The organism is secondary endosymbiont of Heteropsylla cubana (assembly GCF_000287355.1).
Taxonomy (GTDB): domain Bacteria; phylum Pseudomonadota; class Gammaproteobacteria; order Enterobacterales; family Enterobacteriaceae.
In genome coordinates this window covers 139,480-163,163 of sequence record NC_018420.1, presented here as the reverse complement: position 1 = coordinate 163,163, position 23,684 = coordinate 139,480, and the positions used below count along the sequence as shown (strand labels likewise).

The window sequence follows — 23,684 nt, the reverse complement described above, 5'->3', positions numbered from 1 at the left end:
AGAATCAGGTTGATTTAGAACTTACTAGGGGTAAATTTTCTTTTTTCCATCCGTAAATCCCTTCTGTAAGAACATAAACTCGATTGAATCCAGCTGTGATTAGAGTTTTTGCTGAGGAATAAGACTCATTTCCGGTATTGCAGACAACAATAATGGGCTTATGTTTTTCTTTCCCTAATGTTTGTAAATTCTGACACTTAAGATCTAGCTGACTTAAATTTAAGCTATTAACGATATGTCCTTTTTGGTAATCATAATAGTCCCTCAAATCAATAATTACTGCATCTTCTTTATTAATCAATTGGATAGCTTCAATACGGGTTATTTTTTTTAACTTAGAAAAGTAGTTTTGAAAAACAACGAAAATAAGCGTGCAAAAAATAAATATCCAGGAGAGGCTAAGTATGAAATGTTTTATAAAAAATTGAATAAATTTTTGCATTTTATCAAAAGACTCCTGTTTATTTTATAATTTGAAAAAATTACTTGCTAGATTTATTCGATGATAAGTTTATCAACATGATAGTAAATTATAGTTTCTAGCCATTCTAAGTAGATCTAATTTGTATTAATTGAAAAGATGTTCATTGGTACTATCATAAAACTACCCTTATTTAACTTCGGCTAGAATAGTTATTGCTATATAAAATTTGATTAATATATTTATATAAATTTTCTATAATAATTGTAATTATTAGGCTTATACTGCAACAGTATATGTGCTATATATTTAGTATTTTTAATACTAAAATTATATCGATCAAATAATATTTAATTATTAATAATTTAATAAAAATTATTTTTTAAAATACAGCTTGTGAGTGCATTTTTTTTTGATTTTAGGGTGTTTGATATCTTAGCGGTTAGAGAGAGATATAGATTTATAATTTACTTAACAGCATCTCCCAAATCCTATAAAAATCAATATATATTTTATAGGTCTAACATTAATGATAGCGATATTATTTTTATTTTTTATACTTAAAGATGATTTTTCATGCTGACTGAGAAACATATTTTTTAGACGTATAAAAAGTAGTCTACTTATCATTTAAAGATATCGTAAAACACTCTTGAATTTCTTTTCTTTAATAGACGTGTTCATGTAACGAATATATAAAGAACCATATGTTATTTTAAGTTGTGATTGCTATAAAATAGTACAGTAAGTCAGAATATTGAATTAATGTTAGTTTAATAAAAATATAATTACTATATACCTAGTTTAACAAATAACCCGAAATATGCGATTAGCGAAACTTATACATAAAAACAAACTTTAAGGGGGTGTGCTTAGAGATTGCTCTAGAGTAATCTAGATTAGCAGATAAGTGGTCTATAATAGATTATTACATATACGTATATATTAAAAGAACGATTTCTTTAATCGATCAAGATTAGTTACAGCGTAGTAAAGTCGTTCGCTGTGTCGGTTCGGAATAAATAAAAACATACCACATTAAAACAACTAAAATAAATTTTAGATAACATAGTAGTTAAATGTATATAATAACATTAGGTGAATAAGATAAGGTCATATAAAAAAAGTAACCGTTTAACAATAATGTTATTAAAAATGTGAAAAAAATATTTGTGTTTTACGCAGGTAGTTCAGCTAGTGCAGTCAGTAAGATCTTTTTAATATTAGAAGGGGGGGTGGTTGTAGAGACAATTTTTTTATAAACATTATTAAGCTTGAGAAACGATTCTATACCTTGAACCTAAGAGTAGCATAGCGTATGATGAGATAAGTAATTTTTTTAGATCTATAATAACTAGACATTAAATATGCTTTAGGAAAATATGTTTTTAATCCCATCTCTCGAATTACAATTATCGGTAGTAAAAAAATAGTGATTTTTAATTTAAATAATAAGTTATATTATTAAACATAATGTAGAGTCATCGTTCATAACATGATGGCTGTTTAGAATATTATTTGGAATAAAAAGATGGACAGAGTTAAAAAAAACAGTCTTAAAGAAATTAACGGTACTATTCCAGTTCCAACCGGGAAAAGCAGCGTTTTTAAGAAACTGTTTGCTTTTTCAGGACCTGGAGCATTGGTTGCAGTAGGTTATATGGATCCCGGTAACTGGATTACCTCTATTCAGGGCGGTGCCCTCTATAGCTACCTATTGTTGTCAGTGATTTTAATCTCCAGTCTTATTGCTATGTTGTTGCAAGTAATGTGTGCAAAGTTAGGAATTGTGACAGGTATGGATTTAGCTCAGGCTACGAAAGCCTTAGTTGGAAAACGTGCGGCTATAGTACTGTGGTTTACGACTGAGTTAGCCATCATTGCAACAGAAATTACTGAGGTTATCGGTAGCGCAATCGCCCTTAATTTGTTATTTAATATTTCACTCTTTCTTGGGGTAATAATTACGGTATTAGATGTTTTTATTTTATTAGCTTTAATTAAATTCGGAATTAGAAAAATTGAAGCATTAGTTTTCACTTTAATTGCCACTATTTTTTTTATTTTTGCGTATGAGGTGGCATTAGCTCATCCTGATTTTAGTCAAATTATTCGTTATTTTATTCCACATAGTGATATTTTTACAGCACAAGTAGCAGGAGGCGATTCAGCTTTTTTTATTGCGTTAGGTATTGTAGGGGCTACTGTGATGCCACATAATTTATATCTTCACTCTTCAATTGTTCAATCTCGTCAATATGATCGGAGTGATGAAGTAGCGATAAAAGAAGCAATTCGATATGCAACTATTGATTCTAATTTACAGTTAGGTTTTTCATTCATTATTAATTGTCTACTTCTTATTCTTGGAGCTTCACTGTTTTTTGGTAAAAATCCAGATGATATTGGCCGTTTTGCTCAACTTTATGATGCTCTACAAGATCATACGATGGTTGGTGCTATTGCTAGTTCTACTCTTGCTACATTGTTTGGAGTAGCCCTTTTAGCTTCGGGTCACAATGCTACTATTACCGGAACTTTAACCGGACAAATTATTATGGAGGGGTTTATTAATATCCGTCTTCCGTTATGGCAGCGTCGGATGCTTACTCGGTTAATTGCTATTTTACCGGTTATAGGTTGCATTTATTGGTGCGGGGAAAAGGGAGATGTAGTTGAAAAAATACTTGTTTATAGCCAGGTTTTTTTGAGTATTGCTCTACCAATTTCCATGATGGCACTATTATATTTAACCTCATCAAAAAAAAACATGGGAAAATTTGTCAATTGTATGCCGTTTATTTTTCTTGGATGGTTAGCAACTGCGCTGTTGATTGCGTTAAATGTGCAATTAATTATTGAAACAGTAAAGATGTTATTTAGTTAACAGGGGTGTGAGTTTAATGATAATTGCTGAGTCGCAAGGATCGGAAAGGTTTAGTCAAATAAGTTATTATGTGGAGTTAAAGTTACATATTTAATTCTATATTTAAAATATATATGCATTATATAGTAAAATTTTGTCATATTTTAACTTTAATGTTATCACATTTTTATACCTTAATCTAAATTATAAAAATTGAGGTTTTGTGTTTTAAAGAATAAGTAAAAAAATTTTTTTCTTGTGCTTTTTTTTAACATTTAACAAATTAATAATTTGTTTTAAAAACCAAGTTATAGATAAAATGTGAAGTTAGCTTCTCTGCTTTGAATATAGACCGTTAATTGTTTTTTCTTCGAAGACGATTTAAGTTTTTAGTGTTCTTAGTTTTTTTTTCAAAAGAAAATCTTTAACAATAAACACTGTAAATGATGGTATATGCGATAAGTATCGTATCTGTGATACTAAAATTTATGTGATGTGTTATATTTCATCAATGATGCAGATGAATGTAAAACACAACTGAATATACTTTAGAAGTAAAATTTACGTTAAAGCGAGTCAAAGCGATGCAGGGTTATAATCATAAAACATAGCAACAATTGTGTCGGAATTATAAATAAATATATTTCTGAACATAAAAACTTTAAAACTGCTAGTAAAGTAAGATATAAGATGGTTTATTTTTTTTCAGGAAGTGAAGAGGCAGGAATTTAACTTTATAATTAAATTTTTATGACAGGTTCATTAAGAAATGAGGTCTTCTCAAAAAATTAAGGATTTTAGAATCATAAAAAATTACTTATTGAGTAAGTAGTTGAAGTGGTGAGATCTTGCTTTCCTTGTGTTTTATAAATGGATATTAGTTTCTATCACTAAAATTTTTTAAAATTAATAGATTGTAGGTTGTCTGAGTATAAAATAAATTTTATGATTAAAATTAAGTATTTAATTTTTAATTATAAGTAAATAATTGCCCTATAGATACTGAAAGTTTTTTTATTAAAAACAATGTTTTTTACAAAAACTAATTGTACTTACGAGTATATTATGTTATACAATTCCTTTTTAAGATTTTAAAAAATAATTGTATTTATTTACAGAACCTAGATTCCAAGATATGTGTATCTTTATATTCTTTGGAGAAGAAATACAATCAATTTAGACTTGACATAACCTCTCTTTACAACGCAAGAGTTTTTAATAAGCAAAAATCAGAATAAACCGAGGTCTTTGTGTGTTAACTGTAAATGAACAATCTACCGCCTCGCGCGTAACGGTAAATGCTTTTAAACAACCAAAAGCGTTTTATCTAATTTTTTCTATTGAGTTGTGGGAACGTTTTGGCTATTACGGCCTGCAAGGTATATTAGCTGTTTATTTAGTAAAAATGTTAGGATTATCTGAAACTGATTCTATTACCCTTTTTTCTTCTTTTAGTGCTCTGGTATATGGTTTTGTTGCCATCGGTGGTTGGTTGGGTGATAAAGTGTTAGGTACTAAACGCGTTATTATCTTAGGTGCTTTAGTTCTTACAGTCGGTTATAGCATGGTAGCTTGTTCAAACCATCAGATATTTTGGGTTTATCTTGGTATGGCCACGATTGCTGTTGGAAGTGGACTGTTTAAAGCTAATCCTTCTTCTTTATTGGCTACATGTTATGAAAAAAATGATCCCCGCTTAGATGGGGCTTTTACTATGTATTATATGGCAATTAACATCGGATCTTTTTTTTCAATGCTTGCGGCTCCATGGCTAGCTAGTAATTATGGGTGGTGTGTAGCTTTTTCATTAAGTGTTGTTGGCATGCTTATTACATTAATAAATTTTATATTTTTTCGTGGTTGTGTTAAGAATTATGGATCACCTCCAGACTTTATGTCTATCAAATGGTTCCAGTTGTTAGGGGTTATAATTGGTGTGATTGCACTTATCCCCTGCGCTAGTTTTTTATTGCATCACCAAGAGATAGCGCGTTTAGTCCTTGGAATAGTGACAGTAGGAGTGTTAATAGTTTTTTTCTACGAAACGTTGTGTTTAGCAAATGTAGAAAGACGTCGTATGTTAGTAGCACTAATGATGATGTTAGAAGCTGTAGTTTTCTTTGTTCTTTATAGCCAAATGCCCACTTCCTTAAACTTTTTTGCGATCCATAACGTAAAAACATCTTTATTGGGATTAGATTTTGAACCTGAACAGCTTCAAGCTCTAAATCCTTTCTGGATTATGCTTGCCAGTCCTTTGTTGGCGGCGTGGTATAACCGTCTTGGTGATAAGCTTCCAATGACATTTAAGTTTGCTATTGGTATGATACTTTCTTCATTAGCGTTTCTTTTGCTACCCCTAGGTGCTATATTTGCTAATGAAAGGGGTATAGTTTCACCTTATTGGTTGATTTTTAGCTATGCTTTACAAAGTATTGGGGAGTTAATGATCTCAGGTCTTGGTTTAGCTATGGTTGCTCAGTTAGTTCCTCAACGTTTAATGGGGTTTATTATGGGTACTTGGTTCTTGACAACTGCGGCAGCAGCGATAATTGCTGGATTTGTTGCTAATCTGTCGGCGATTCCATTAAATGTAATTGAGCCTCATCATTCTTTAAAGTTATATAGCGATGTATTTCTTCAAATAGGTCTTGTTACTGGGTTGATTGCTTTGCTAATGCTTCTATTTGCGCCGAAACTTAATCGTTTATCTTTACATGTTTATGAAGAAAAATAATATTAGTAAAATTATTATTTTCTTTAATGTCTTAAAGAAAAAAAGTTTTTAAAAGTATTTAAAAATAAGGAAAAATAGTTTTTATTTACATAAACATCAACAAAATAATAATTATAAAAACTTTATTAAATATCATACAGAGTATTTAATTTTTTAAGAAATAGACATTCTTCTTTTTATAGAAAAAATTAATTTGATTATGTAAGTTGGTGGTTTCTTCAAGTTCTAGGTTTCTCGCATATTTTTGCATGTTTTTTCTAACTGCAAAAGTTTCTATTTTAGCATTTTTTCTATTAAATTTTTATATCTATCTTCTAACTTATGAGAAGCGGTTGAGAGTCTAAGTTCCACAATGTCAGAAATTCGTTTATTTATTATTTTTGGTGTTAGATTATATGTTATACATTATAAGCATGTTGTTTTTCTCTTCTTCGTTTTGTTTCTATGATTGCACGCTCCGTTAAATAGATAATATTATTAGAATGAAAAATAGCTTTTCCATTAAGATTGCATGTTGCACACCCACTTATTTTTATAAGTGATTGATCAGAAAAGTAAAAATCCCTATAGATTAGCATCTAAGATTGCTACTAAAGACACTTCGGGTGTGTCTAATCTTTCACGCACAAGATTAATTCCGACTAGGATATCAAACGCACCTAAACGTAAGTCTCGTATAATTTCTATTCGTTCCACCGTTTCTATATCTGAATGTAAATAGCGTACTTTTTCACCTTGATCTTCAATATATTTGGTTAAATCTTCTGCCATTCGTTTTGTCAATGTCATGACTAAAACTCGTTTATTTATTTTTATTCGATAACGAGTTTCTGATAGTAAATCGTTTATTTGCGTGCTAGCCGACTTCACTTTGATTTGTGAATCCAGCAATCCTTTTGGTTGAATTAATTGATCGATGATTCTTTTAGAACATATTTTTAATTCATAAAGTCCGGGTGTTGCAGAAACGTAAATTGTTTGTGGTGCTACTGCGGTAATTTCCCTAAAATTTCGTTGGTCGGTTATCTAACGCTGAAGGTAACACAGAATCCGTATTTTACTAAAGTTTCTTTATGGGTTCTGTCGTCTCGACACATAGCGCCAATTTGTGATATAGTAACATCATGGGGTTCATCTGATATCAGTAGACTCTTATTCGGAAAATAAGCAAATAGAGTTGGTAGGAGGGTTGTTTTCCTCGCGAGCGGATAGATAATGGGAGTAATTTTCCATTTCAGAGTAATAGCCTAACTCATTCATCATTTTCGAATCACAGGCAATACGCTGTACAAGCCGTTGCTCTTCTATTATTTTTCCGGATTCTAATAATAAGTTACGCCGTTCGGCTAATTCTTCTTTGATATACTTCATTGCTTTTATTAATCCTGAGGTGGAGTAACATAGTGCGTTTTTGGATAAATTGTATAACAAACTATTTCCTCCATGATTTTACTAGTAATTGGTTGAAGTAAAAAAAAAGATACTTTACTTCATCGTCAAAAAGTTTGATATGAAGAGCTTTTTCCTTAGATTCTTCAGGAAAATATCGATAATTTTCCCACATGCACGAAATGTGCCACCTTGAAATGCCTGATCATTACGCTGATATTGTAGTTTTTCAAGACGTTTCATGACATTACATCGGGAGATTAATATTCCTCGACCAAGATATAATATTGTTTTAAGATAAATTTTGAGATTTCCTAACCCATAAACAGAAGAAACTGAAGCGATAAGGATAACGTCGTTTAGTTATAAAAGAACTTTACTTGCAGATAGACGCATTTGTTCAATATGGTTGTTCACCAATATGTTTTTTTATAAAAATGTCGGAAGAAGGTGCGTAGGCTTCTGGTTGAAGATAATCATAATAAGAAATAAAATATTCCACTGCATTACCAGGGAAAATGTTTTCATTTCGCTGTATAATTGAGCTGCTAGTGTTTTGTTTGGTGCTATAATTATCGTAGGATGGTTTAAATTTGCGATTACGTTAACTACAGTAAAGGCTCTCTGAGCCTGTTACGCCTAGTAATATTTGAGGTTTAAAAACTACTATTACTTAAGCTTTTTTGAAGAAGGCGAATGGCTTTTGATTGATCTTCAGATGGCTTAAAAAGTGAAACTAATTTAAAGGTTGTGTTTATCTTCACTTACTACCTGATAAGAAAGTGGATAGCAGACGAGATTAATTAGTCTATAGACAATTAAATATATTTAATAAAAATATAACAGTTTTATTCATAAGGAACTAATAATAACTTACTATGCATGAGTATATTTTTATAAAAATGATACTTAACAGTATATTTATTATTATTTTTTTTTGATTTTTTTCATGGTATGTTTAATTTTGTTGTACTATTCATACTGGTGGTAAGGTATGCCCTAAAAAGATTGTTGTTTGAAAAAAAAGTTATTTCATTTACTAATTAACGATCAGTTTTAATCATTTTTGAGTTTCCTGTTCTTTAGATATAATAGAGTTTTTTTATAATATTGAGTATAGAAATTAAATTTGTAAACATTTTAACCTAAAGAATATCACTTTTCATTAAAAGGGCTCTACCCTCACTTTCAAGAAAAGAAAGTTTTAAATTATAAATTTATATATTTGTAATATAGTGTTTAGATAAGGAAGGTTTGTAACTACACGATGGAGTCATGTAATTGTATTACACGGAACCAGAAAATTTTCAGCAGAGCAGTTGTGTCGTGCAGTACTTACAAAATACTATTGTTATCATGATTGATATTTTTTTATCTGTATTTTAAGAAAGTTATAGCTTTATTTTGAAGTAAATAGAGATTGTAAATAAAATTTATATTTTTTACCACGAAAATAAGAAAAGATTAATTTATTATTAAAAATAATTTGTATAAATATTTGTCGATCTAGATGTTGTTAGGTTGTCAGCATAGTATATAAAAATCGTTTATAACGTAAATAGTAAACTCTCAGTTTAGATACTATGCTAGATAGTGTGATATAATCACTTATTTTTATTCATTTTTTATAAAATAAGTGAATTAAGTTTTCGTTTTTTTTATCTATCTTAATTAGTAGTAGAAAACCTACTTAGTGTTGATTGTAGAGATGACACGTTTACAAAGTTATGACATCGCAATAAGAAAAAAAATATAAGACTATTTTTATAATTTTAATTTAAAATTAATGATTTTATCATGCTTCTTTAGCGTACTAAATATTGATATATTAGTTCAAAAACTATCAGAAGGAGCAGATGAAGTATATAGAACAGTTTATATTTTTGTGAAATTTTCAAATAAGAGTGTGTCAATTGACAGTAGTTTTTAATTTAATTGCTTAAGAATTTTAGTCATTAAAATAAAATTATTATTAATAAGATTAAATAGTGTTTTTATACTAAAATAGTAAAGCAATTTTAGTTGGATATAATAGATTTTTTATTTAAAAAAAAGTAAATTTATTTCTTTCAGAAAGCCTCGATATATAGAGGCAATTTCTGTAAAAAAAAATCTTTTAATACTTTTTGATGGTTATACTGCTCTTTGTCTGGTCTAGGATAAATAGAGAATGATGTTTAGCTATCAAATAATCTTTATGGCGATTCTACTAATTTGATTTGACTTCGTTTCTATAATCTTCCACATAATTCCGTCTGAAAACCCATGGTCGCCGACTGTGGGTTTTTTTCCATCGAGCAATTTTGTTACAAATTCGTTAAGAGTTAACTTATTATCTTGTTCTTTAAAAGGTATTTTTAGACCATCATATCGGGATGAAACATCATGTAAACGTATACTACCTTCTAGTATAACATAATTTTTGAGAGCATGTTGATCTAATGTGATAGATGGTGATTGACTAAACAAGTTACCTAGTTTAGGTAAATCTCGCTCCCGCCCGATAATACACAGAATATCTCCTTCGTCTAATTTAGTTTTATCGTTGGGATGAAGTAATATATTATTCCGAAATAAGGCAGCAATTCGAGTATGAGGAGGCATTTTTAAATCGTTGATTTTTAAGCCAATACACTTGTTTTTTTCTTTTAGTTGATATATAAACTGTTCCCAGGGGTTTTCGGGGTGAATATCCAAACCTACCCGAGAAAAAGGTAATGTAATGGGTGGAACAATAACTTTTGCTAATTTAGCAGCAAGTCCAAGTGAGGTGCCTTGTAACAATAAAGAAATAAGTACAATAAAAAAAGCGAGATTAAAATATAGACGAGAATTATTTAATCCTGCCATCATAGGAAACACTGCTAAGATAATTGGTACTGCTCCACGTAGTCCAACCCAAGAAAGAAAAATACGTTCTCGGTTTTTATATTGCCGAAATGGTAACAAACCAATAAAGATCGATAGGGGGCGTGCAAAAAACATTAGCCATAGAGACAAAATAAGAGCTGGTATAGCAATGATCCATAAATCAGTAGGGGTTACTAGTAACCCTAAGACGAGAAACATACAGATTTGACTGAGCCAGGCCATACCATCAAATGTTTGTAAGATACCGTAGCGATTGTGTATAGGCCTATTACCTAAAACGAAACCACATAGATAAACTGCTAAAATACCACTAGCTTTCAGAGCGGTAGTTAGGGCAAAAATCATAATTCCTCCACTTACTGCTAAAAGAGGATATAAAGCATTCGTTAGCGTTATGCGATTTATGATTTGTTGCAAAATAAAACCACCTCCTAGTCCCATAATCACTCCGAGACCAAATTCGCGGATTAGATGTAATAGAAATAGCCAATCTAAGTTATGTCGATTGTGTTGAATCATGGCAATTAATGTAATAGTTAGAAAGACTGCCATAGGATCATTACTTCCTGATTCAATCTCAAGAGTAGAAGTTACACGCTCGTTTAATCCCTTATTACCTAATAATGAGAAAACAGCTGCAGCGTCGGTAGGGGCGACAATCGCTCCAATCAGCATTCCTTCAATTTTATTAAGTCCGAATAGCCAAGCAGCAGCCATACCAGTTAAACCAGCAGTAACAACGATACCAATCGTTGCAAGAGAAAGTGATGGCCACAGCGCAATACGAAAAGCCGTGGTACGTGTACGCATTCCGCCATCTAACAAAATTACTGCAAGCGCTAGGTTACTGATAAGATAAGCTATAGGATAATTATCAAATGCAATGCCAAACACACCATCAACTCCAGCTAACATACCGATAGCTAAAAAAATCAACAGAATGGGAATACCAAGACGTGAAGAAAAGGCGCTAAGAAGAATACTTCCGCCTACTAATATCGAACCTATAATAAATAAACTTATAATAGCGCTGCTATCCAAATTCGTTCTCCTTATTAATTGTTTTATTTTATAACATCGCTTAGCTTATTTTGCATAAGGATTTTAATATAAAATTCTTACCATGACATTGAAAGGGTCGGTAGCACGAGTTTACAGAATCAAGGAGACGACCAATAATTGTTTTGGAGATCATCTAAACTAGCTCCGAGTTGAAGATCAAGATTAGTAGGTAAATTTTATCCGGAAGATCTTATCAGGTACTTATTTAAACCACCATGTTGGTGATAAAAAAACTGCTTCTAAATTACACCCAATTTTATTACATAAGTTTATTTAATGCTTTAATTGCAGAATTAATTGTGTAAATAAAATCATGTAAATAATTTATGATCAAAACGGTAATCTATAATATTAAAATTTAATAAAATATAAAAAACCAGTAAACGCTTTCCGCTATCAATTAGAATAGTAGGTTCAGTTTAATAAGATTAAAATATTCTCAATATTTTCTAAGAAGATTTTTTTAAGGTACTACCTTTAACTTTTTAGATGATTTATGTTTATTTTTAACTAGAACTAGGTAGATTTAGAGATTTATTGTGTTGATTGTAAATAGTTTTAAGAACTTTGATCAAAGAAAACCATAATCATTACTAATGTTTTATTTTTTTTAATAGTTTATAGATTATTCTGTAATTCTATTTCAATATGTTTATATATGTTTATATGATATAATTTTTATATTATTTCGGATGTATCTGTTTTTTTTGATTATCTAAATCATAAATAAATAAAATTTTTATTGATGATTGCTTTTTGATAGTCATGATAAGTAAAAGTACTATTATTGCTATCGGTCAACCTTGATTAAGGGTTTATAATCATTATGATTGATGCATTAGGTATAGTATTTTTTAGTTTTGGATAGCATACATTTAATGTTACGTAAGAAAGTATAGATAAAATTTCTTAAGATTTAGTTGGTTTCAACTAGATGGTAACATCTATCTATATTAATGAAAGTTTATAAAGATATATAAAGATCATTAGCGGAATGTTATATTAAAAACACAATATTAACTATGAATTTTAAATTTTTAAAATAATATTTAAGTAGGAATTGTATCATAAGAACACTATCTAATACCTATTAGATTTTAGTAATTTAAAGAGTATTAAAGTAGGTTGTTCATAGATTTTCAGTTATTGTATCAAGTTGTTTACATATATAATTTATATCTTTAAGCTAAATCTATTGTGTATCTTTTATAAAATACTCTTTGTTTTTTTTTCGTAAGATGTTAAATTTTAGACAATAAAAAATTATTATTATAAAAAAATATCACTAGAGATAAAATATTTATATTTTTTAATTTGAATATATTCGGGTTCTCTGTTTTTATGCTTATAAAAAAGTTGTTTTATATTTTTTAAAAAGTTTAAAAATATTAAAATTTGTTTTAGATAATTTAAGAGTTTTATAAAATATATAAATTACTTATTTTTTTCATAAAAATGAGAAAAATTTATAAAAAAAAGATGATATCGTGGTCATATTAGAGACTCTCTTATAGAGGGGTATATAAGGTTATGTTAGAATAATTCCACTAAATTTAACTCGCTCTAGTTGTATAGGATATATTTGATAGCTCTAAAGATAGGACCTTTTTATAACTGAACTTTTTAGAAAGATTTGGTAAACATCAAATATCTTTAATAGTTAAGATATTCATCCTTAGCATTCGATTTTAAAGCAACGAAAAAAATCAGATAGTTGTCTCTATAATTATATAAATCATATGTAAATAATCAACATTAGGGTTGGTAATATGATTTTAAGTTTTATTTATTGATTGCAGCAATTATATTTCGTAGAAATCAATAAATTCGACATAATAAAAAAATTTTTTAATTTTACAGATATCGTTTTCTTAAACGATTTATAGTTTAATTGAACGCTAAGTATAAGAATATCAATTTCATCTAATTGAAATGCGTATATGATTAACAATATTACGAGATTAAACAATATTTAATTATAATTTTATTAATTATTACAATAATAACTTTATAATTTATTATGGAAATATATTATATAATGAAGGATTTGTTGTCTATAAATAGAATTAATTGATCTAAACTAAAAAATTTAAATTATTATTTTTAATATTATTTTTTTTATTAAACTTTAGCTAATATTTAGATTACCTGTCATAATAATTTCGGTACGTGCTTTTTTTAAATAATTACTTAAGTATGATATAAAACTACGCAATAATTAGCAAAAGAAAAATTAGAGTTAATGATTTAAAAAAATATTGATTAGAAATTTTTAACTTAATCAATATTTTTAGCGGTTTAATAATACTGTTAAAATTAAATAGGTGAAAATGAAAGATGTTGTGATTAATATCAAGGATATTCAGGTAGGGAATAAGCTTCCTTTCGTTCTCTTTGGTGGAATAAATGTTTTAGAATCGCGAGATTTGGCAATGCAGGTTTGCGAACACTATTGCATCATTACGGAAAAACTTGGAATTCCCTACATATTCAAGGCTTCATTTGACAAAGCTAACCGTTCTTCAATTTATTCTTATCGTGGACCAGGTTTAGAAAAGGGTATAAAAATTTTTGAAGACCTAAAAAAACACTTTGGTGTGAAAATAGTAACTGATGTTCATGAAATCGAACAAGTAAGCAGAATACAAGATGTAGTAGATGTTATTCAATTACCAGCATTTCTTGCTCGGCAAACTAATTTAATAGAGGCTATGGCACGAAGTGGAGTTGTAATAAATATAAAAAAACCTCAATTTATCAGCCCAGAGCAAGTTGGGTATATTGTCGAAAAGTTTCGTGAATTCGGAAATACTCAAGTTATATTATGCGATCGAGGAACTAATTTTGGTTATGATAATCTCATCGTTGATATACTTGGATTTAACATAATGAAACAAGTATCCGGAGGATGTCCGGTTATTTTCGATGTTACTCATGCTCTTCAGACCCGTATAGCGTATTCTTCAACCTCCGGTGGACGGCGTAAACAAATAGGTGAGTTAGCTCGTGCTGCTATGGCAGTCGGTATTGCTGGGCTATTTATTGAAGCTCACCCCGATCCAGAAAATGCAAAATGCGATGGTCCTTCGGCTTTGTCGCTTAATAATTTGTCATCTTTCTTGCAACAGATTCGAGAAATTGACGACTTAATTAAGTCTTTTTCTTTGCTTGATGTTGAGAACTAAACTTTTTAATATTTTTAAGTAAATGTCTATTATATAGAGCGCGTCTTGATTTGGATTAATATTTATTACGAATATTTTATTTAATAATGTTCAATTTTTTATTGCAATCGTGATTTATTTAGATTAAGTAAAAATTTAGCATTAAATTATCTCTTTTTAAGAGATTACCTATATTATATTCAAGGTAATATTATTTGTTAATATAATACAACGTGGTTTTGTTTAATGGAATCATTAGTTTAAGTTTATTTAATTGTATTTTTTCTATCCTTTCTATCTAGAGAAAATTCTATCTTGTCGGACTGCAGATTCATGTCTACAAATATATCATCCTAAAATTTATATAAATTGCTAATTTCTTAGTGGTTAGGATATTTGAGCAAAATTTTATAAGAGTAAATTTTTAACATTCAGCAATGTTGTTCCTTTTCTATAAAGGAATATGAAGTAAATAGTTCACTAGAAATGAATAACAAAGTAAATTATATTTAAATTTACTTTGTTATCAATTATATTATTTAAGTATGTATTTTTATATAAAGTAGCAATAGTCAATTTATAAAGTTAGCTAGTTAATAAAGTTTAATCTGTATTATATCTATGTAATAAAATCTTAATTTATTTTTAATTTTAACTATATTTGTATGGTAAATAAATTTTTGAAATAAGGTTAATTCATACATTTTCTAACAATTTAAAGTATTTAAAATATTAAGAAGAAAAAAATAGTAAAGGCAGCATAAATAGTTATTAAAGAGATTGATATTGTTTAGAAAAATCTTTATTGTAAACGTTATAAAGGATTTTATTAATATTAAAAGTAATATAAAGATATGTTTCTATTTTATTACACTGTTTTAAGGTTATTATTTTTAAGCAGTGTATTTAGCAGTTTATTGCTTGGAGCTTGCAGTATTCACACAACCTGTCTTACCAGAAAAGATCAGATTTTTTCAAAATGGTATCTTCAAAAAGATTCACCTTCTGAGTTAAGTGTTTATCAGATTTGTGGCGAGTTTTCCTATTTTTCTGGCAAGAAAAAATTTTACTCCCGCTTCCATTGGAAGCAGAGTGGTTATGATTGTTATTGCGTAACTTTAATTAATCCTTTTGGTATCACTGAAATGATTCTTCATGTGCAATTCGGTTTGGCAGAGTTTATTGATAATCAAGGGAAGTGCTATAGCAGCGATAATCCGGAGTTATTAATAGAAAAGGTGTTTGGAATATCTATTCCACTTAAAAATCTACAAAAATGGATATGGGGTTTTTCTGGGGATGCTACTAATATTAGACTAAATTCTCTGGGATATGTAGAGAGAATGAATTATTCCTATAATGGAAGGAATTGGATTATACAATATAATAGTTATCATAAAGATATCATTCCAATATTGCCGCATAGTATTGAGTTGTATCAAGGCAATAATCGTATTAAATTAAATATAGATACTTGGTCTTTTAAATGAAAAAGCAGTGGTTAGCTCCAGCTAAGTTGAATATTTTTCTGTATATTACCGGTCGTCGCGCTGATGGGTATCATTTTCTTCAAACGTTATTTTATTTTTTAGATTATAGCGATCTAATAACTATTACTCCTACTTGTGATAGCCGTATTCGCTTATTAAATACAATCGACGGAATAGAAGAAAAAGATAATCTTATTATACGCGCAGCAAAATTATTACAACATTACTGTTGGTCAGTAGGTGATCCTAGTGCGCCAGGGGCTGATATTGAATTAAAAAAAAATTACCAATAGGAGGTGGTCTTGGAGGGGGATCTTCTAACGCTGCTACAATATTAGTGGCGCTTAATGTTCAATGGTGCTGTGGTTTAGATGTAGCTACTCTAGAAAACCTGGGTCTTTCTCTCGGGGCAGATGTTCCGTTATTTATACGTGGTGTAGCCGCTTTTGGGGAAGGGGTTGGAGATCAACTTACATTGGCCAGTTTTGTTGAAAAGTGGTATTTTGTCGCCGTACCGCCAATTGGTATTGAAACACGATCTATTTTTAACGATCCTGAGCTTAAAAGAGATTCACCCCGTCGTTCTTTTTCTGAGCTCATGAGCTTACCTTTTTATAATGATTGTGAACCAATTGTAAGAAAACGTTTTTCCATTGTTGAAAAGCATATTTTATGGCTATTAAAATACGCACCATGTCGACTTACGGGAACAGGTTCTTGTGTGTTTTCTGAATTTGATGATGAAGCTTCTGCCTATCAGCTTTTATCAAAGATTCCCGACTGGATGCATGGATTCGTTGCTCGAGGTGTACAAGTTTCTCCATTATATCGTGCGTTATGGTAAGATGAAAAAAATAATTTAGCTACAAAGAAAACGATATTTTATCTATTTGAAATTATTTTGCATCATTTATCTATTTTATGATATTTTTCATTTTTAATAAAACATTTTTATATGACATTAAAGAGTGAGGTTTTTTCGTGACTGACATGAAGCTTTTTTCTGGAAATGCGATTCCAGATCTAGCGCAACATATTGCTAATCGTTTATATACTAGTCTCGGGAATGCTGCAGTGAGTCGTTTTAGTGATGGCGAAGTCAGCGTACAAATTAATGAAAATGTGCGCGGTGGTGATCTATTTATTATTCAATCTACGTGTCAGCCGACTAATGATAATCTAATGGAGTTGGTGGTTATGGTTGATGCACTCCGGCGTGCTTCTGCCGGTCGTATCACTGCAGTAATTCCTTATTTTGGTTATGCACGACAAGATCGTCGTGTCCGTTCTGCTCGTGTTCCAATTACAGCCAAAATTGTAGCTGATTTTTTATCTGGTGTTGGTGTAGATCGTGTTTTGACAGTAGACTTGCACGCTGAGCAGATTCAAGGTTTTTTTGATGTTCCAGTGGATAATGTATTTGGTAGCCCAATTCTATTGGAAGATATGCTGCAGCAGAATTTAGAAAATCCTATTGTTGTTTCTCCAGATATTGGGGGCGTTGTTCGTGCAAGAGCAATAGCAAAATTACTTAACGATACGGATATGGCAATTATTGATAAACGTCGTCCGCGTGCTAATATATCTCAAGTTATGCATATTATTGGTGATGTGGCGGATCGGGATTGTATTCTTGTTGATGATATGATTGATACAGGCAGTACTTTATGCAAAGCTGCTGAAGCGTTAAAAGAGCGTGGTGCTCGTCGTGTATTTGCATATGCAACGCATCCAATTTTTTCGGGACAAGCGTGTCAAAATATTAGAGATTCATTGATTGATGAAGTTATTGTGTGTGACACTATTCCTTTGTCGCCAGCTATTAAGGAACTTTCAAACGTACGAACTTTGACACTTTCTGGTATGTTAGCAGAGGCGATTCGCCGGATTAGTAATGAAGAGTCTCTTTCAGCTATGTTTGAATATTAATTACATTTTAGTATTTTATTTGATAAGTAAAAGTTAGCAAAATTAAATTGTTCTTAATTTAATTACGTTAGTACAGTTTATTTTATATATGTAATTATTTTTATTTCAATTATGTTTCTAGAATAAATTTTTATTTAGTATGCTACTATTTATCATTAATAGAAAATAGTGTCTAACTAAATTTTAGATAATTCATATTACTATTTTTAATGTTTTTTATTTTAAAACACTAACTCGATTAATTAAGTAATCATTTCTTTTATCTTTTTATATTATAAAATGATAATATCATATGTTTTGTTAAAGTTTTTATTGTTTTAAGATTAGATTTATATTTTTTAATAAAACGAAGTCTTAGTTTGTATTTTAATTTTAATAAATCAATAAAGATTTAATATTTAGATATTCAATTTAATATTTATTTTATAAATAACTATATAGATTTATATAAACAAGTATGTACATTAAAACGATAAGTAATTGTTTTACAATAGAAATATCAGTATATTTTAAAGATTGTATAGACTTTCTTTATAAGAAAAAATTTTTTAAAATTAAGTAGTTTATATATAATATATCATATACTAATTTAGTATATGATATATACAAGAATATAAGTCGGTTCTTATATTAAATTTAAATGTATAAAATAGTACTTTTATTATTTAATAATATTTATTAAAACTTTCTGTATAATATAAATATATTTTATTATTATCTTAAAAATATTTCATAACAGTTAAGAATTTTTAATTCTTAATGCTGTTTTTTATAAAAAAATAAAATGATATTGCATTGAGCAATAATATAAGATAATTACAAGACGGTGTTTTATTAAAAAACTTGATGTTATTAATTTTACAATTAAGATTTATATCTTTTTATATAAGTTTTTTAAAAATTAGAGAGATATTTTACAATCAAACTGTAACTTTTCAAAAAGTTGTATATAGAGGTAGGGATTTTAATGTATGAAATAACCGTTTCTGATTATTATATTAGTAATTAGGTTTTATAGAACATGTTTATAAGAAAATTAAAATAGTTTTTCCTAGGATATAAAAATTTTTGCAATATTTGCTTTTGAATGAAATTCAATGTAAATAAATATTTAATATTAAAGAGATGATAGTATAACTATAGATAATTGCGTGAGATTCTTTATTTAAAAAATGGATGAAAAAGAATAATTTTTCTATATTTTTAGTTACTGGGCATTGAAACAATATCTAGGAAATGTGGTTCGATTAAAACGATTTGTTTTTATTATTAAATATATAAACATTATATTTATTTATTATTACTTTTAAGCATATAAAAACACTCTCTTTACAAGAGTTTAGAAAATTTTTAACCAATGTCAATTGTGCATATAAATATTTGATAAGTTATTACTTATAATATATTTCTTTGTTCAGACTAAATTTTTCTAGTGCTCCTTTATCTAGCTGATAATATTCTCCTCTTAATTCTGCGCAGAGTTTGCTCATAAATGTTATAAGATAGTTAATATTATGATGTGCCATTTTTTTTCCTTTTTCTGTTTGCATTCTATTAGGTAATGTTAGTAATTTGGTTTGAAAATGATCAAAAGTATAATTAAGGTCATCTAAATATCTATGTTGTGCTAGAGGATCTTCTATATGAAATAAACTTCGTCCTAGTTGGCCTCCTACATGAAACAAACGTGCTAATCCTATCGCTCCTAAAGATTCTAATCGATCCGCGTCTTGAACAATTTTGGCTTCTAGGGTTTTTGGATCAATGCCAGCACTAAAGCTATGCGCCTCGATCGCATGTGTTACTCCATCATAAAGCTTGGCAGGGAAACTCGGAAAATGTTCAGCAAGAATTTTTCGAGCACGAATTGCGGCTCGACGCGAAGCTAAATGACGATCAGGATGATTTTTAGGTAAATTGACAATATCATGAAAATAACAAGCTGTTAATACAGTTTTTTCATCAGCATCAGTAAACTGCATTATTTTATAGGCTGTTTTCCAAACTCTATTAAAATGAGCAATATCATGTGCTTTATCACCTTCTAGGAAATATTGTTCTAGATATGCTTCAAAACAGCTTTTCCAATCTTCTAAAGTCATATTTATTCCTTTTTTTTTATTAACTGCGATTTGAAATATAAATTTCACTTTTAGGTGATGATAGTTTTATTGTATGAATAAAAGTTATCAACTATTTACTTTAAATTGGAATTGATAAAATTGTTTGCACACATTTTAAATATACTAATTTGTCGCTAACATTGTATGTTAATAAACAGACAATATTGTTTATTCTATTATTCTCTAGATGTAATATTTTGGTAAAATATTATATTAAGTATAATCAAGTTATTAAAGATCATTGAATGATAAATTTAGGGTATCTATACAAGGAAAGTTGAACATTATTGATTTGTTGTTGTCAAATTAGCAAGGTAGATAACCTTTAAGTCTTTGCGGTAAAAATCGATTATTTATAATTGTTTAGTATAAACGATGAATCTAGTTTTTTTTGATATTTATCGAAATTAATGTTTTTGGATTACATCCAATAAGATGCTTCTTTGCGTAAGGAGACATTTTATCTAAATTAGCTGCAACTTCTGTAATAAGCGTGATTATCTAAGAATTTTAATATAGCTTTTAAATTTAAAGTTAATTTTTTATAAAATTAATTAGTCCATTATGTGTTTCTATATAATTTAGTGGTTGTAAATTAGTAGATTTAACATATTCATTAATTCTACGAAAAGTAGAGTTTAATGGTTTTAGTTTTATAATTTTTGTTTCTAACGGAGTAGTAAATTTTTTAATTAAAAGCACCTTGAGTGATTTCTAGACTCAGTCTTGTTGCACGAAAATTCTTTATCGCTAGAATCGTTGATTTAGCAAGATAAATGAGTAGTTTATTCTTGATGCTGAAATAAAAGAAAAATTTTTCCAATTGATTTAGCAGGATAGCCTTTGATACTTTAATAAAGATGATAATCGTTTTTTTTAATAATAGTATTTGTATAATATCTGCATTGAAATGAAAGTAATCAGGATAAAAAATCTTTTAGATTAAAATTGATCTTCTTTTCTATATCCCTGTATGAAGGTCAGTGGTTTGGATTATGGTAGTTGAATAAGGGTCTTGAACTTATTTTTTATTTTGTTAGTGACTGTTTTTAGAATTTTGATTTTTAATATGGATAGATGTTACTTTTTAAATGTGGATAGACAATATGTTTTTGGTTGTTTTATATTAGAGGTTGTTCATTTAACAGGCGTAGTTGATTGTTTTTGATAAATATTTCCCGTCTGATATTAACTGGACAGTTAACTAACTATTCAGTAATTTATTTATTTGTAATAACCTGAGAATGAGTAAACTGTTTCATTGTACCAATATAAGACTTTTTTTCTTACGGGAGGTTTTAAAAAAAATAGTTATCTTTTATGTTGAGGATGTAAAATAACAAAACAATTAGTAGGTTAAGTATAGTAGCTAGAGTATTTTTGATATCAACTGTTTCTGTTCTATAAATCATCCCCTTATAAAACATGGTTAAAATAATGTAATTTTATAATAGTTATTGTTATAAGTTTTACTATATTTGTATTTCTAGGAAATTCTAGCATAATTCTTGATCCTCTATTAGATCAGAAGTTAATCAGTGCTACTGAATACATTTTTTTTCAAAATTACAATTTATTTTAGGTGTTCTACTATAAGTTGTTAATGATGCGCATTGTGAAGATTGAGATATAATATTTTTTTTAAATAATTAATTGTTTATTACATTTCTAATGTAAAGCGAGGCATTTACAATTGCTTTGATAATACAATATAGTATTTACTAAATAAATTTAAAAAAAAGAAAAAAATTTTATTAAATAGAATAATTATTAAAAACATGTTAGTTTGCTAATGGCGTTTTTTAATAAGATTTTTTTATTAATAGTTGTGATTGTTAATATGGTTTTATTTATTGGTGTAAGAGAGGAAGGTAGATATAGATGTTTATAGTTAGTTGTCTTTTTTATATAAATACTATTTGTTTTTGAATATATTAATTATAGAGATTTTATATAAAAATTGATCTGTGTATAATGAAAAGAAATTTTTTTCTCATAAAAAGGTAATCTTTTTTTTTATTTTTTTATTAGCTGATTGTAAAAAAACGTTTTTATAGTTTTGCGCTATTTTGAATAAAATTGCCTATTTCGTAAGTTTAATTTATAAAAATGGATATATAGTTAGAATAAGTCAGAGTTAGCAAGAAATAATCATTTAGATTAAATATTCGCATATATTATAATATCTTTTCTGGTATATATTTTATATTTATATATTGTTTATTCAACAATTATAATTATTAATTAGTTATCTTGAGTTTTGAAATCTTTTTTTTGCCTTAATCCTAAAATTTGTAATTTAATTGCGTTTATGGTTTTTATGTTAATTTAAATTATATTTAGTTTATTTTTTTATTACATATACGGAATTAAATATCTATCTTTAGATAAAAATAGGTGTGTTGTTTTTTTTAGAAAAATTTATAAGAGAGCTTCTTAACTAATTAGAGAGATAGTTAAGTATAATATTTAAATATTATCAATATTTTAGAAATTTTGATTCGTTGAGGTTGTTTATAAAAAAAATCATATAGATTTAAAACGATGTATAAGTAGATTGTTTTTATTTTAAATTTATTTTAATAATTAAAATATGAATAGATTTTGTACTGATAAAATATAATGTTTTATAATAATTATTATAATATATGACTCATAAAGAAAAATCTATAACATTACCTAGTTTTTTATATCTATAGATAGAAGCTATAAATGTCTATTTTATAATAATATATTATAATCGTTGTTCTTTTCGAAAAAAGTGAATTAGGTTTTTATTTTTATATATCTAAAAATGATTCAATATAAAATGATTCAACATAAATTAATTGATCATTAATACTCAAGAAAATAGTCAGATTGAAATAAAAAATTAATTGTCGTTAATTACATGTCATGTGATTAAATTGAATAAATGTTGAAAAGTGTCGGTAGAAAATAAACTCTATAAGATTGTAGAATAATTTAAAAAGTTTAGAATAAAAGTATATTCAAGAAAGTTTAATTGTAAGTCTAATCGTTATTAGCATTGCTGTATGTTAAAAAATATAGATAATTTCAGTAAAATATTATTTTAGATTTCATTAATTATAAATTCTTTTATTATAAATATTTACTCATATATAAATATTTTAAAAATTAGTTTTTAGGAAAAAACAATAGTTATTGTATCAAATTATTTAGTGATAGTTGTAGAATAACAGTAATTTTTTATCATAGATTCTATCTAAATCTAGATTTTTTAATAAAAATTGAACAATATGATATTATCATATAAAAAAATATTAATAGGTATCTATCAAATATAATTTTTTTAAAATTTAATGCGATGTATTAGTATCAATCATACATTATCAGACAACATCTGGAAGGCGTATATTATAAATGTATTCACTTTAAATATAAAGTTAGATAATCTGTATTAAATACAAGTTAGTAAATTGTTGCGTCACTAGTGAATATATTTTTTTTGATTTATTAAAAATTAACTTTTTATTATTTAATTTGCATTAAGAAGAGATATAAATCTTTTGGGTTGTTTTGATCAGAAGAAATGTTTGATATATTACAAAATTTAAACAACCGATTAGTTTAATTATAAGATGTCAACTTATAGAGAAAATTTCGTGTCA

The 23,684-nt window shown here is 27.9% G+C and carries 8 protein-coding genes and 2 pseudogenes; 6 read left to right on the top strand and 4 right to left on the bottom strand.

All coding sequences use genetic code 11. The features are described from left to right. Window positions 1-4: 4 nt before the first annotated feature. Window positions 5-442 carry a rhodanese-like domain-containing protein gene (locus A35E_RS00375; protein WP_014888700.1) on the bottom strand — a complete coding sequence of 146 codons (438 nt, stop codon included), beginning with the start codon at window positions 440-442 and terminating at the stop codon, window positions 5-7. A gap of 1,510 nt (window positions 443-1,952) precedes the next feature. Here A35E_RS00375 and A35E_RS00370 point away from each other — a divergent pair. Continuing rightward, on the top strand, window positions 1,953-3,308 hold the full coding sequence (locus A35E_RS00370; RefSeq protein WP_014888699.1) for an Nramp family divalent metal transporter: 1,356 nt from the start codon (window positions 1,953-1,955) through the stop codon (window positions 3,306-3,308). Window positions 3,309-4,539: 1,231 nt separating this feature from the next. Next, window positions 4,540-6,024: a dipeptide/tripeptide permease DtpA gene (gene dtpA, locus A35E_RS00365; RefSeq protein ID WP_014888698.1), complete on the top strand. Its 1,485-nt coding sequence runs from the start codon at window positions 4,540-4,542 to the stop codon at window positions 6,022-6,024. Between the two features lie 145 nt (window positions 6,025-6,169). Here the strand turns inward: dtpA and uvrB are convergent. Next, window positions 6,170-8,171, bottom strand: a pseudogene (uvrB, locus tag A35E_RS00360) (excinuclease ABC subunit UvrB). A gap of 1,426 nt (window positions 8,172-9,597) precedes the next feature. Continuing rightward, window positions 9,598-11,325 (bottom strand): potassium/proton antiporter, encoded by a 1,728-nt coding sequence (locus A35E_RS00355; protein ID WP_014888695.1) that lies wholly within the window; start codon window positions 11,323-11,325, stop codon window positions 9,598-9,600. A 2,351-nt stretch (window positions 11,326-13,676) separates the two neighbouring features. Between A35E_RS00355 and kdsA the strand changes: the two genes are divergently transcribed. From kdsA to A35E_RS00335, 4 genes and pseudogenes are all read left to right on the top strand, one after another. Then, window positions 13,677-14,531: a 3-deoxy-8-phosphooctulonate synthase gene (gene kdsA / locus A35E_RS00350; protein WP_014888694.1), complete on the top strand. Its 855-nt coding sequence runs from the start codon at window positions 13,677-13,679 to the stop codon at window positions 14,529-14,531. 896 nt (window positions 14,532-15,427) lie between these two features. After that, the gene (gene lolB / locus A35E_RS00345; RefSeq protein ID WP_160142530.1) at window positions 15,428-16,000 is read left to right on the top strand and encodes a lipoprotein insertase outer membrane protein LolB; all 573 of its coding nucleotides are present in this window, start codon (window positions 15,428-15,430) and stop codon (window positions 15,998-16,000) included. Then, window positions 15,997-16,844, top strand: a pseudogene (gene ispE, locus A35E_RS00340) (4-(cytidine 5'-diphospho)-2-C-methyl-D-erythritol kinase). Before lolB ends, ispE begins: the two are co-directional and overlap by 4 nt. Window positions 16,845-16,981: 137 nt before the next feature. Next, window positions 16,982-17,929, top strand: a complete 948-nt coding sequence (locus tag A35E_RS00335; protein ID WP_014888690.1) for a ribose-phosphate pyrophosphokinase — start codon at window positions 16,982-16,984, stop codon at window positions 17,927-17,929. A gap of 1,391 nt (window positions 17,930-19,320) precedes the next feature. Here A35E_RS00335 and A35E_RS00330 read toward each other — a convergent pair. Beyond that, on the bottom strand, window positions 19,321-20,031 hold the full coding sequence (locus A35E_RS00330) for a phosphohydrolase (protein ID WP_014888689.1): 711 nt from the start codon (window positions 20,029-20,031) through the stop codon (window positions 19,321-19,323). Window positions 20,032-23,684 lie beyond the last annotated feature (3,653 nt).

What these genes read in the sequence shown, in the direction of transcription:
- A35E_RS00375 (WP_014888700.1), bottom strand. Translation starts at nt 442, where the DNA reads ATGCAAAAATTTATTCAATTTTTTATAAAACATTTCATACTTAGCCTC.
- A35E_RS00370 (WP_014888699.1), top strand. Translation starts at nt 1,953, where the DNA reads ATGGACAGAGTTAAAAAAAACAGTCTTAAAGAAATTAACGGTACTATT.
- kdsA (WP_014888694.1), top strand. Translation starts at nt 13,677, where the DNA reads ATGAAAGATGTTGTGATTAATATCAAGGATATTCAGGTAGGGAATAAG.
- A35E_RS00330 (WP_014888689.1), bottom strand. Translation starts at nt 20,031, where the DNA reads ATGACTTTAGAAGATTGGAAAAGCTGTTTTGAAGCATATCTAGAACAA.